Here is an 11,843-nt window from a genome sequence, read left to right on the forward strand (position 1 = left end):
CAAAAACAGCATGCTAAAAAGCACTTCTTTATTACATAAGGTTAATAAAACCGATGCAAGGCGTTGAAAAGCAAAATTAGCGGCTGTTTTGCACGTAATATTTCATCGGCTTAAAAAAGTTTAACCGCTTTTCATGCGGAAGATTGCGACAGCGCCAGGCTTCAGGCATAACTAGCGTTATTCTGACGGCGGCGCCTGGTTCGCCGTCGCTGATTATTATGGCGGCGACTGCCCGCTCAGCGGGCGGGGCGGCCTGAAGGTTTGTCGACAAGGAGAATGACGTTGCGCTTTATCAATACCTTTATTATTGGCGGGATACTCTCCCTCAGCATGCTCTCCTCCCAGGCGCTGGCCTGGGAAAAGGGGCGCGTTTACAAATTTACCGTTTTGCATACCAACGACCATCATGGGCGTTTCTGGCATAACGAACAGGGAGAGTATGGTCTGGCGGCGCAAAAAACGCTGGTGGACAGCATTCGCTATGATGTGCAGGCGCACGGCGGCGGCGTGCTGATCCTCTCCGGCGGCGATATCAATACCGGCGTCCCGGAATCCGATCTGCAGGATGCGGAGCCCGATTTTCGCGGCATGAACCTGGTGGGCTACGATGCGATGGCCATCGGCAACCATGAGTTCGACAATCCGCTTTCAGTGCTGCGTCAGCAGCAGAAGTGGGCCAAATTCCCGCTGCTGTCCGCCAATATTTATCAAAAAAGCAGCGGCAAGCGTCTTTTCCAGCCTTATGCCCTGTTTAATCGCATGGGACTGAAAATCGCAGTTATCGGCCTGACCACTGACGACACGGCGAAAATCGGCAATCCTGAATACCTGACCGATATTGAGTTCCGTCCGCCTGCCGCCGAGGCGAAAAAAGTGGTGGAGGCGCTGCGCGCCGATGAGAAGCCGGACGTGATTATCGCCGCCACCCATATGGGGCATTACGATAACGGCAACCACGGCTCCAATGCGCCGGGTGATGTAGAAATGGCGCGCGCGCTGCCGCCGGGTTATGTCGATTTGATCGTTGGCGGCCACTCGCAGGACCCGGTCTGCATGGCGAAAGAGAATGTGAAGCAGGTGGATTACGTGCCAGGCTCGCCCTGCGTGCCCGATCGACAGAACGGCACCTGGATTGTGCAGGCGCATGAGTGGGGCAAATATGTGGGCCGCGCCGATTTCACCTTTAAAGACGGCGTGCTGACGCTGGATAACTATCAGCTGATCCCGGTTAACCTGAAGCACAAGGTGAAAAACAGCGAAGGCAAAGAGGAGTGGATCAACTATCAGGCTGAAATCGCGCCGAACAGCGCGATGATGAAGCTGCTGACGCCGTTCCAGAAAAAGGGCGAGGCGCAGCTGAATGTACAGGTCGGCAGCGTCGACGCCCGTCTTGAAGGCGATCGCAGCAAGGTGCGCTTTGTGCAGACCAACCTGGCGCGTCTGATTCTGGCGGCGCAGATAGAGCGCACCAAAGCGGACTTCGCTGTGATGAGCGGCGGCGGCGTGCGCGACTCCATCGCGGCGGGGCCGATCAGCTATAAAGACGTGCTGAAAGTGCAGCCGTTCGGCAACACGCTGTGTCAGGTAGAGATGACCGGGCGCGAGGTGGAGAAATATCTCGCCGTGGTGGCGAATAAGCAGGTCGACTCCGGCGCCTATGCGCAGTTCGCCAACGTCAGCCTGGTGGCGGACGGCAAGGGCGTCAGCGAGATAAAAATCAACGGCGAGCCGTTGCAGGCGGATAAAACCTACCGCATGGCGACGCTAAGCTTCAATGCCAACGGCGGCGACGGCTATCCCGTGATCAATACGCTGCCGGGCTTTGTGAATACCGGCTTTGTCGATGCGGAAGTGCTGAAGCAGTATATTGAAAAGCACTCTCCGCTGAAGGCGGCGGATTACGCGTCGCACGATGAAATCGTACATCTCAGCGAGGCGGAAAAGGCGGCGCGGCAGAAGCAGGAATCCCATCGCCGCAGCTATCCGCAGATGATCCTCGCCTGGCTGACCGGCAAGGAGTAAGCGGAGAGGCCTGATGCGATCGCCGATCCGCGCGTCGCATCAGAGCGGCGAATTTAACCATGATGGCAGGCGTGACGCGCCTGCCATTTTTCCCGCGCGCGATCCCACAGCCAGTTATACGCCACGGTATAGGGCAGGAAGAACAGGAAGAAACCGATCTCCAGCAGAAACGCCTGCCACAGCCCGATGCCTAACATCGCCGCCGCTACCGGCAGGCCGATAAGAATAAAGCCGCCTTCAAAGCAGAGCGCATGCACGATGCGCAGCCCCACACCGCGTTTGACTTTGGCCGGTGGAAACAGGCGGTCAAATAGCGCGTTGTAGATGATATTCCACACCATGGCGATAGTAGAAAGCGCCAGCGCCACCGCGCCCATCTGAAACAGCGGTTTATTCATCAGTATCGCTGCCAGCGGCGACACGATCATAATAGCTAACGCCTCAAAGCCTGTAGCGTGAAGCAGGCGTTCTTTCAGCGAACGGGTTTTCATAACGTCTCCTTAATATAACGGACGCGCATTTTCTGGCTTTCTTCAGATAAAATAAAATGACCTCCCATCGATAAAAGCGATAGAAATATGCGTTATTCACCGGAATCTTTGCAGGCTTTTGTGCTGGCGGTCGAAAAAGGATCCTTCTCCGCGGCGGCGCGCGCGCTGGGGAAAAGCCAGTCAACCGTCAGCGCCGCGATCGCCAACCTGGAGGCGGATTTAGGGTTTAAACTGTTTCACCGCGAAAGCCGGGAACCGGTATTAACCGAAGCGGGCGGGCGCGCCCTGCGGCAGGTAGAGGAGATCCTCGCCGCCAGCCAGCGGCTGGATGAGCTGGCGATCAGGCTGTCAGACAACGTTGAACCGCGCCTCAGCATGGCGATCTCCGATTTCTGGCAGGCCGATCATCATGAGCAGCTGCTGAAGCAGTTTGCGACGCGCTATCCCCATATCGAATTCGAATGCATGATCGCCGAAGATGAAGATGTTATCGATCTGCTGCAAAGCGGGCGCATTCATCTCGGCGTGATACGCGTGCAGTCACGGCTGCCTGCGACTATCGCCGCGTCGCGTTTGCAGGTGCAGCCAAAGATGGAGGTTTTTATTCATCGCGCGCATCCGCTGGCGGCCCAGAAAGAGGTCAGCCAGGCGGAGTTGAATCGCGTCAGGCAGTTGCAGCTGAATACCTGGATCGGCAGAGAGAATCGGGCGCGCGGGCCGGTGTGGTCCGCGCCTTCCTATCTGCTGCTGCTGGAGATGGCGGAGCAGGGGTTCGGCTGGTCGATTCTGCCGCGCTGGCTGGTAGAGCAGTTTGGTCATGGCGTCCTGCAGGCGCTGCCGGTGGCAGGCTGGCCGCAAAGCATCGCGGTGGATGCAGTATGGTCGACCCGCACGCCGCCGGGACCGGCGGGACGCTGGATGATCGATCGGCTTTGCGCGCAGCGCGCCTAATCGCGACGGGCGATGTCAGCCAGCGCCGCGTCCAGCAGCGTAGCCAGATCGCTGGCGGCCAGCTCAATATCCAGGCCGCGCTTGCCGCCGGAGATAAACATAGTAGGAAAGCTGGCGGCCTGCGCGTCGATCACCGTCGGCAGGCGCTTTTTCTGCCCCAGCGGACTGATGCCGCCAATCAGATAGCCGGTCACGCGCTGCGCCAGCTGCGGATCGGCCATCTCCGCTTTTTTCGCGCCGAGCGCCTTCGCCACTTTTTTCAAATCGAGCTGACTGGCGACGGGCGTCACCGCGACGGCAAGCTGTTTGGCGTCGCCGTTCAGCGCCACCAGCAGGGTTTTAAAAACCTGCCGCGCATCCAGATTAAGCTTGCGCACCGCCTCATCGCCGAAGTGGGTTTCATGGCTGTCATGTTCGTAAGGGTGCAATGTGAAAGGGATTTTCTGCTTTTCCAGTAGTTTTATCGCCGGGGTCATCGCTTTTTCCTGACAGTGAAAACTTACAAATGGGTTAAAAATAGCGCTGGTGAAATCGCAGGCTTTAAGGGAAAATTACCCTCGCGTCAGCGATGCATTTGCTGATGAATAACCAAAATCATAAACAAATTCCTCTTTGACGGGCCGATAGCGATATTGGCCTTTTTTTTATTTACGCCTCAGCAGCGCAGGTAAATTATTCTCGCCGTACAGATGCAGCGCGCCGACCGCCACCACATAGCGTCCCGGCGGCAACGCGCGCAGCTGCGTATCCCAACGCTGGTTGCGCTGGCTCATCAGCACATCGTTTAGCTCGTTGCTGAAGGTGTTCGGCAACGCCGCCCGGCGCTGTAGCGGCGGCTTCTCCAGCCACCAGCCGATCATGGTTTGCAACAGACGGGCGTTGGTGTGCCAGTGCTCCAGCGTGTCGGCCAGCAGCAAACGGCCATTCTCCGGCAGCGTTTTCAGCAGGTCGAGCTGCTCGCCGGCTCCTTCCAGCTCAATCACCCGACGTCCCTGCGCATGAGCCGCCTGCAACAGCTGATAATCGATGCCGTAATCAGGACGCAGACCGAGCCGCTGCGCCTGCTGCGCCTGCAGCATCAGCGCAACCTGCCAGGCGGGGAGAGGATCGAACTGTGTCAGAGTGAGTTGAAACTCGTCGCACAGGCGGCTCAGACGCTGCAAGGTGGCCGCGTCCAGCCTCTCCGCCAGCGGCGGCTGCGGTTCGCTGTAGCTGAACGGAGAGGCGCTGCCGGTGATATCCGCTTCAACAATCAACGCGTCCGCCTTTTCCAGGCGGCTCAGCAGGCCGGGCGGCAGCGGCATCATATTGCGCGTGCCCATATGGATGCTGCCCACCAAATGCAGCTGCCGGTTGCCCGGCAGCCAGACGTCGGTTGCCGGCCAGCTGTAATGCGTCGGCGCCAGCCGGTGATACAGCGCCTTCAGGTTGTAGAGCCAGTTATCCATTCTTCCACCCGATTCCACCCGTAAACGATCCATGCTAGCGGTTTCATCTGCCGATGAACAGGTGAAAGCGTAAGCGTATTATTCAGTCGGGGGTTGATAGCGCAGCAGCCGGTTGGCGTTGCTGACCACGGTAATCGAAGAAAGCGCCATGGCGGCGCCGGCAATCACCGGGCTTAGCAGTGTGCCGGTCAACGGCCACAGCACGCCAGCGGCAATCGGTATTCCCAGCGAGTTATAAATAAACGCGCCCAGCAGGTTCTGCTTCATATTACGCAGCGTCGCTTTCGCAATCGCCAGCGCATCGACTACGCTGTGCAGATCGTGACGCATCAGGGTAATGGCTGCGGTCTCAATCGCCACATCGCTGCCGCCGCCCATGGCGATGCCGACATCGGCCTGGGCCAGCGCCGGCGCGTCATTGATGCCGTCGCCGATCATCGCAACCTTATGGCCCGCCTGCTGCAGGCGACGAATGGCGTCTGCCTTGCCGTCCGGCAGTACGCCGGCGATCACCTCATCCAGCCCGGCCTCCTGCGCAATGGCTCTCGCGGTCACCTCATTATCGCCAGTCAGCATAATCAGCCGGTAGCCCAGCCCGTGCAGGCGTTGCAGCGCGCGCATGCTTTCATCGCGCAGCGGATCGCGGATCGCCAGCAGGCCCGCCAGCTTGCCCTCAACGGCAAGAAATACCGGCGTAGCGCCTTTTGCCGCCAGCTCATCGGCCAGCGCGGCGGCGCGCTCGGCGCTAACCTGCTGCTGCGCCAGCAGCGCCGCATTGCCCAGCAGCATCGGTTTACCTTCCAGCGTCGCGCTAAGGCCCATGCCGCGCAGGGTGCGGAACTGCGCGCCTTCCGGCAGCGCGCCTTCACCGGCGCGGTCGCGTATCGCTTTTGCCAGCGGATGATTCGAGCCCTGTTCCAGCGCCGCTGCCCATCGCAGCACCTGCGTTTCGCTGAAACCCTCAAAGGCGACGATCTGCGTCACCTGCGGCGCCCCCTGAGTAAGGGTGCCGGTTTTATCAAATACCAGCGTATCCAGCTCGCTGGCGCGTTGCAGGGCGTCGGCGTCGCGCACCAGCACGCCAAACTCCGCAGCGCGTCCAACGCCAGCGATGATCGACATCGGCGTGGCGAGGCCCAGCGCGCAGGGACAGGCTATAATTAATACAGTGGTGGCGATCACCAGCATATAGACCAGCGACGGCTGCGGTCCGAAGAAATACCAGACGGCGGCGCTGAACAGGGCGATCAGCACCACGGCCGGAACGAACACCGCCGAGATGCGGTCAGCCAGCTGCCCGATAGCAGGCTTGCTGCTTTGCGCCTGGCGCACCAGCTGAATAATGCGCGACAGCGTGGTATTTTTTCCAATCGCGCTGGCGCGAAGCAGAATCGCGCCATCCTGCACCAGCGTACCGGCATGAATCGACTCGCCCTGCGACTTATGCTGCGGCAGCGGTTCGCCGGTCAGCATCGACTCTTCCATCCAGGCTTCGCCTTCGCTAATCACGCCGTCAACCGGCACGCGATCGCCCGCCGTCAGACGCAGGATCATGCCCAGCTGCACGTCGCTTAACGGCACGGTTTTCTCGCCGCTCTCCGTTATCACGCGCGCCGTCGCCGGGGTTAAGTCCAGCAGGCGCTCCAGCGCTTTCGACGATCGCTGGCGCGCGCGCTGCTCCAGCGCATGACCAAGGTTTATCAGGCCGATGATCATGGCGCTGGCTTCATAATAGAGATGGCGCGCGGCGGCTGGAAAAAAGTCGGGCCACAGATTGACGCTGATGGAATAGAGCCAGGCGGTGAGCGTGCCGAGCGCCACCAGCGTATCCATTGTGGCTGAGCCATTGCGCAGGCTGCGCCATGCGCTGCGATAAAAATGACCGCCGGCGACCACCATCACCAGCAGCGTCAGAACGCCAATCACCAGCCAGCCGCTGCGGTTGCTGGCGGTCAGCATCATATTGTCACCGAACAGGCCGTAAACCATCAGCGGCACGCCTAACGCCAGCGCCAGCGCCGACTGCCAGCTGAAGCGGCGCATCGCCTGGCGCGCGCTTAACTGTTGTTTCTCGCGCCGTTCGCTTTCGTCGCCGATCACCTCCGCGCCATAGCCAGCGTTCACCACGGCGGATACCAGCGCTTCCGGCTGCGGCGAGCCGATAACCAGCGCGCTGCGTTCGGCAAGGTTGACGCGCGCCTGCTGCACGCCGTCGACCTGCGCCAGCGCCTTTTCCACCCGGCTGACGCAGCTGGCGCAGCTCATTCCTTCAATCAGCAGCTGGTAGTTTTCCGCCGCCGTATCGGCCTGCGCCGGAAGCGAAGCGTTCTCTGCTGGCCTGCTTTCCTCCGGAAGCGGGGCGTTCCCCGCTGGACGGTTTTCTGCCGGTTGCAGGATGTTCTTCGCTGGCTGAGTCTCTGCCGGAAGCGTGGAGTTGTCCGCTGTCAGCGCTTCCGGCGTCGGTTCTGATACTGTCAGCGGTTCAGCCTTTGGGCGCGAGCTGTCCTGGCTGCTGGCCTGATATCCCGCCTGTTCAACAGTGGCGATCAGCGCTTCTGCGGATGCGTCGCCGGTTACGCGCGCTTCGTTCAGCGTCACCTCGGCCTGTTGCACATCGTCGCGCTGTTCCAGCGCATCTTTAACGCGTTTAACGCAGTGGCCGCAGGAAAGGCCGTCCAGCGTTAACAGAGTGGTATGTGACATAAAGCATCTCCTTTCTGCCTGCGCAGAATCAATGACTGAAGTAATAAGGGTAAACCTTCCTTTAAGGGGAAGGTCAAGTTTCCTCAGATAAGATTTTACCGGGGCGGCAGCGAGCGTCATATGCGTAGACGCGGGGCACAGAATTAACCGGCATAACGCAAGAGGCCAGAAGCGCCGTTGGTCTGTGGTTAAGCGGGGTTCGTCTGCGGTGATAAATAAAAAAGGATATGTTGGCTGCGATCATGCCGCGGCTATCTTTTTATAATAATGGCGCGTTTTATACCGCATCGCGCCACCTTACCAACAATTAACAGCCTTATTTAACGCTTTTTATTAACCCTATTTACGGGCAACGTTTTTCGGCCTCTTTTGATCAACATCACGTTCAGCAGGTAAAAAAGTATAACGGCCTGGGCAGGTAGGTTAAGGACGGAAAATAAAAATCATTATCGGCCACAGTCGTAAACAGCCGCGTCAATAATCCATAAAAAAAGCGATGGCGGCGTCTTAAAATGTTTGTTTGCCGATCGAACTTGCTGCGATGCGGCGGCCAGCGCTTGAAGGGCGGGTTTCAGTTTCCGTCGCTGACAAATAGCGTTATAAATGGGAGGCGTCGGCCTCAGGCTGCCGGAGCGGGAAAGAGAGACTGCCCGTAATCAACCGAAGGGGGATAAGATGAATATTAGCGATGTAGCGAAAAAAACCGGTTTAACCAGTAAAGCGATCCGCTTCTATGAAGAGAAAGGGTTGGTGACGCCGCCGCTGCGCAGCGAGAATGGTTATCGCAGCTACACGACGCGCCACCTGGAGGAGTTAACGCTGCTGCGCCAGGCGCGTCAGGTCGGTTTTAACCTTGATGAGTGTCGGGAGCTGGTGCACCTGTTCAACGATCCGGCGCGCCACAGCGCGGATGTAAAAGCGCGCACGCTGCAAAAGGTAAAAGAGATCGAGGCGCATATATTTGAACTGAACCTGATGCGTGAACGGCTGTTGGCGCTGGCGGAAAGCTGCCCCGGCGATGAGCGCGCGGACTGCCCGATCATTAATAACCTTGCGGGCTGCTGCCATCGCGCGGACAGCTAACGCGTCGTTTCCAGCGGCGCAATCCGCAGGGTAACGCCTTCCACGCCGGTGACCACGACCCGCGTGCCGGCAGGCAGATCGTGATCGGCCTGCACGCGCCAGCTGCCGTCGCCGATACGAACATGCCCCAGTCCGTTCACCAGCCCTTCCGTCAGCGTCAGCGACATGCCCGTCATCTGCCGCGCGCGCTGATTGAGATGCATATCAGGCTGCCGCTGCTGTCGGTATGCCAGCCAGCGATACCAGAGAAACGCGGCGATCAGCGTCAGCAGGGCGAACAGTACGCCCTGCGTCTCCCAGGTGAAGGGCAGCAGCCAGCGAATCAGACCTACCGTTAGCGCGGCGATGCCGCTCCACAGCAGGTAGCCGTTGGAGCCCAGCATTTCGGCAATCAGCAGCAGTCCGCCCAGCGTCAGCCAGAACCAGTGCGGATGATTGACGATGGCGGCCAGCATTATCTGTCGCTCCGCGTGGGCCGCGTTTCATTCAGCAGCTCGCTGATGCCGGCGATAGAGCCCATAATGCTGGTGGCGTCCAGCGGCATCAGCACCACTTTGCTGTTGTCGGCGGAGCCGATTTTTTGCAGCGCGTCGGTATATTTCTGCGCCACGAAGTAGTTTACCGCCTGTACATTGCCTGCGGCGATCGCCTCAGAAACCATGGTGGTAGCGCGCGCTTCCGCTTCGGCGGCGCGTTCGCGCGCCTCCGCCTGTAAAAATGCCGCCTGACGCTCGCCTTCCGCCTTCAGGATTTCCGACTGCTTCTCGCCCTCGGCGCGTAAAATCGCCGCCTGACGGATGCCTTCCGCCGCCAGAATATCGGCGCGCTTGGTGCGCTCCGCCTTCATTTGGGCATTCATCGCCGCGATCAGCTCCTGCGGCGGACGCACGTCGCGAATCTCGATACGCGTTACCTTTACACCCCACGGGTTGGTCGCTTCATCAACAATATGCAACAGGCGGGTATTGATGCTGTCGCGCTGCGACAGCATTTCGTCCAGCTCCATCGAACCCAGCACCGTACGGATATTGGTCATCGTCAGGTTAATAATCGCCTGCACCAGATTGCTGACTTCATAAGCGGCGCGCGCCGGATCGACGACCTGAATAAAGCAGACGGCGTCGATGGTGACGTTGGCATTATCTTTAGAGATGACTTCCTGCGATGGCACATCCAACACCTGCTCCATCATATTGATTTTGCGGCCGATGCGATCCATAAAGGGAACGACGAGATTGAGGCCCGGCTGCAACGTTTTGGTATAGCGGCCAAAACGCTCAACGGTCCACTGATAGCCCTGCGGCACGATTTTCACGCCTGCCCAGACGACAATCAGCGCGACAACAATAAGAACGGGAATAACGGCGAACATATAACCTCCAGACTGTCGTAAGACGGGCCGTTTCCCTGGCCCGTATTAGCGGATTAGTAGAGCAGGGAGTATAACAGGCGACGATATTTGGCCGCCAGCGCGTCGCCGGTGCCCAGCGCCGCCAAAATTTCCTGGAGCATCTTGCGCGCCTGGCCGTCCGCTGCGTTCAGATCCTTTCTCAGATGGCCGTACAGCAACGCCAGCGCTTCTTCGTTGCGGCCTACCTGATGCAGTTGCAGCGCCAGCTTGCTGGCCAGATCGGCGTTATCCGGGTCGCTTTCCAGCTGCTGCTGCAACTGCTGGATTTCCGGCGTGTCTGCCGCCTGCTTCAACAGATCGATTTGCGCCATCAGCCCCTGATAGCGGGTATCCTGATCCTGCAAAGGCACCACTTTCAACACCGCTTCCGCTTCATCGCTGCGGTTAAGGCTGATCAACACCTCGGCCAGCAGGAAGCCGATTTCGCTCGACTGGTTGCTCAGCTGCCAGGCTTCTTTCAACAGCGGCAGCGCGTCCAGCGTTTTCCCCTGCTGCACCAGCGCCATAGCCTGCTGCGCCTTTAACTCTTCCTCGCGCGGCAGCACTTTTTGCAGCAGCGCGCGGATCGCCTCTTCCGGCTGCGGCCCCTGGAAGCCGTCTACCGGCTGGCCGTTCTGGAACAGATAAACGGTAGGGATGGCGCGCAGACCGAACTGCGACGCCACCATCGGCTCATTATCACAGTCGAGCTTCGCCAGCAGGAATTGTCCCGCATACTCCTGCGCCAGCCGTTCCAGCACCGGCGTAAGCTGCTGGCAGTGCTGACTGCGATCGGACCAGAAATAGAACAGCACCGGCACCGTCATGGACTGCTCCAGCGTCTGCTGCAGGTTGGATTCGTTGATATCGATAATCGAAGCGTGTAGTGACATGTATGCGTCTCTTTGTCTGATGACTTTGTTACGATATTGGGGCGCTACGCCCGGCTTCAAGCAGAATTTGCATTATCGCGCGCGTTGCCGCGTAAAATGCGATCCAGCATCCAGCCTGGCAGCAAGCGTCGCAGCCAGCTCATGGCATGCGCGACCAGCGTCACAGGATAGCGCAGGCGCGGGCGACGGCTCTCCAGCGCATGGCGCAGCTTAGGCAGGATCGCTTCCGGCGGCAGGGTAAAACGCGCCGCAATGCCGGGATTCCGCACCGGTTTATCGCGCTGCGTCTGATTCACATTGTCCGTAAAACGGGTATGGACAGGGCCGGGCTCGATCAGGCTGACGCGCACGCCGCTGCCGTGCAGCTCCATGCGCAGAGCGTCAGACCAGGCTTCCAGCGCATATTTGCTGGCGGCATAGGCGCCGCGTCCGGGCGTAGAAATCAGCCCCATCACTGAACTGGTATTGATAATGCGCGCCTCGCCGCTGGCGCGCAGCGCTGGCAGCAGCAGCATCGTCAGCTGATGCGTGCCGAACAGGTTGCTGGCGAACTGCTGTTCCAACTGACGGCGCGACAGGCTTTCCAGCGGGCCGTAAACGCCGTAGCCGGCGTTATTGAATAACCCGTAGAGCCGGTTGCCGGTCAACGCAATGACCTGTTCAGCGGCGCGGGCAACGCTCGCTTCATCGTCTAAGTCGAGCTGGATGCCGCAAAAGCCCAGCGCCTCCATGCGCGCCACGTCCGCTTCTTTGCGGCAGGCGGCCAGCACGCGATAGCCGCGCATCAATAAATCGTTGGCTGCCGCCAGGCCGATGCCGCTGGAGCAGCCGGTGATTAACACGTTTTTTTGCATAACTTTAC

The 11,843-nt window shown here is 59.3% G+C and carries 11 protein-coding genes; 3 read left to right on the plus strand and 8 right to left on the minus strand.

Annotated elements, in window-relative coordinates:
* The first annotated feature begins 330 nt into the window (after positions 1-330).
* Positions 331-2,022, plus strand: coding sequence for a bifunctional UDP-sugar hydrolase/5'-nucleotidase UshA (gene ushA / locus MYY08_RS14410; protein ID WP_288014710.1), 1,692 nt, complete (start codon positions 331-333; stop codon positions 2,020-2,022).
* 53 nt (positions 2,023-2,075) lie between these two features.
* Here ushA and MYY08_RS14415 read toward each other — a convergent pair whose 3' ends face one another.
* A complete protein-coding gene (locus tag MYY08_RS14415; RefSeq protein ID WP_038627530.1) occupies positions 2,076-2,513 on the minus strand; it encodes a multidrug/biocide efflux PACE transporter in 438 nt (145 codons plus the stop codon).
* 87 nt (positions 2,514-2,600) lie between these two features.
* Here MYY08_RS14415 and MYY08_RS14420 point away from each other — a divergent pair, with 87 nt between their 5' ends.
* Positions 2,601-3,464: a LysR family transcriptional regulator gene (locus MYY08_RS14420; RefSeq protein ID WP_038627528.1), complete on the plus strand. Its 864-nt coding sequence runs from the start codon at positions 2,601-2,603 to the stop codon at positions 3,462-3,464.
* Here MYY08_RS14420 and ybaK read toward each other — a convergent pair.
* The 3 genes from ybaK to copA form a co-directional block, all read right to left on the minus strand.
* Positions 3,461-3,940 carry a Cys-tRNA(Pro)/Cys-tRNA(Cys) deacylase YbaK gene (gene ybaK / locus MYY08_RS14425; RefSeq protein ID WP_038627526.1) on the minus strand — a complete coding sequence of 160 codons (480 nt, stop codon included), beginning with the start codon at positions 3,938-3,940 and terminating at the stop codon, positions 3,461-3,463. The two genes, MYY08_RS14420 and ybaK, sit on opposite strands and share 4 nt — an antisense overlap.
* Before the next feature lie 168 nt (positions 3,941-4,108).
* Complete coding sequence (locus MYY08_RS14430) at positions 4,109-4,912, minus strand: TraB/GumN family protein (RefSeq protein ID WP_038627524.1); 804 nt, start codon at positions 4,910-4,912, stop codon at positions 4,109-4,111.
* A 78-nt stretch (positions 4,913-4,990) separates the two neighbouring features.
* The gene (copA, locus tag MYY08_RS14435) at positions 4,991-7,615 is read right to left on the minus strand and encodes a copper-exporting P-type ATPase CopA (protein WP_288014678.1); all 2,625 of its coding nucleotides are present in this window, start codon (positions 7,613-7,615) and stop codon (positions 4,991-4,993) included.
* Positions 7,616-8,290: 675 nt separating this feature from the next.
* Here copA and cueR point away from each other — a divergent pair.
* The gene (gene cueR / locus MYY08_RS14440) at positions 8,291-8,698 is read left to right on the plus strand and encodes a Cu(I)-responsive transcriptional regulator (protein ID WP_038627520.1); all 408 of its coding nucleotides are present in this window, start codon (positions 8,291-8,293) and stop codon (positions 8,696-8,698) included.
* Here cueR and MYY08_RS14445 read toward each other — a convergent pair.
* Genes MYY08_RS14445 through MYY08_RS14460 form a run of 4 tightly spaced genes read right to left on the minus strand, consistent with a single transcriptional unit; the run spans position 8,695 to position 11,835 of the window.
* Positions 8,695-9,153 (minus strand): NfeD family protein, encoded by a 459-nt coding sequence (locus MYY08_RS14445; protein WP_038627518.1) that lies wholly within the window; start codon positions 9,151-9,153, stop codon positions 8,695-8,697. The genes cueR and MYY08_RS14445 overlap by 4 nt on opposite strands.
* Entirely contained in the window at positions 9,153-10,070 is a 918-nt protein-coding gene (locus tag MYY08_RS14450; RefSeq protein WP_038627516.1) for an SPFH domain-containing protein, read from the minus strand. The genes MYY08_RS14445 and MYY08_RS14450 overlap by 1 nt, the downstream gene beginning before the upstream one ends.
* Positions 10,071-10,123: 53 nt before the next feature.
* The gene (locus MYY08_RS14455) at positions 10,124-10,981 is read right to left on the minus strand and encodes a co-chaperone YbbN (RefSeq protein WP_038627514.1); all 858 of its coding nucleotides are present in this window, start codon (positions 10,979-10,981) and stop codon (positions 10,124-10,126) included.
* Between the two features lie 56 nt (positions 10,982-11,037).
* A complete protein-coding gene (locus tag MYY08_RS14460) occupies positions 11,038-11,835 on the minus strand; it encodes an SDR family oxidoreductase (protein WP_038627512.1) in 798 nt (265 codons plus the stop codon).
* Between the last annotated feature and the right edge of the window lie 8 nt (positions 11,836-11,843).

Source organism: Mixta sp. (assembly GCF_024610815.1).
GTDB classification, from domain to species: domain Bacteria; phylum Pseudomonadota; class Gammaproteobacteria; order Enterobacterales; family Enterobacteriaceae; genus Mixta; species Mixta calida.

Excerpts from the sequence above, each read along its gene's own strand:
- ushA (WP_288014710.1), top strand. The coding sequence starts at position 331 with ATGCTCTCCTCCCAGGCGCTGGCCTGGGAAAAGGGGCGCGTTTACAAA.
- MYY08_RS14415 (WP_038627530.1), bottom strand. The coding sequence starts at position 2,513 with ATGAAAACCCGTTCGCTGAAAGAACGCCTGCTTCACGCTACAGGCTTT.
- MYY08_RS14420 (WP_038627528.1), top strand. The coding sequence starts at position 2,601 with ATGCGTTATTCACCGGAATCTTTGCAGGCTTTTGTGCTGGCGGTCGAA.
- ybaK (WP_038627526.1), bottom strand. The coding sequence starts at position 3,940 with ATGACCCCGGCGATAAAACTACTGGAAAAGCAGAAAATCCCTTTCACA.
- MYY08_RS14430 (WP_038627524.1), bottom strand. The coding sequence starts at position 4,912 with ATGGATAACTGGCTCTACAACCTGAAGGCGCTGTATCACCGGCTGGCG.
- copA (WP_288014678.1), bottom strand. The coding sequence starts at position 7,615 with ATGTCACATACCACTCTGTTAACGCTGGACGGCCTTTCCTGCGGCCAC.
- cueR (WP_038627520.1), top strand. The coding sequence starts at position 8,291 with ATGAATATTAGCGATGTAGCGAAAAAAACCGGTTTAACCAGTAAAGCG.
- MYY08_RS14445 (WP_038627518.1), bottom strand. The coding sequence starts at position 9,153 with ATGCTGGCCGCCATCGTCAATCATCCGCACTGGTTCTGGCTGACGCTG.
- MYY08_RS14450 (WP_038627516.1), bottom strand. The coding sequence starts at position 10,070 with ATGTTCGCCGTTATTCCCGTTCTTATTGTTGTCGCGCTGATTGTCGTC.
- MYY08_RS14455 (WP_038627514.1), bottom strand. The coding sequence starts at position 10,981 with ATGTCACTACACGCTTCGATTATCGATATCAACGAATCCAACCTGCAG.
- MYY08_RS14460 (WP_038627512.1), bottom strand. The coding sequence starts at position 11,835 with ATGCAAAAAAACGTGTTAATCACCGGCTGCTCCAGCGGCATCGGCCTG.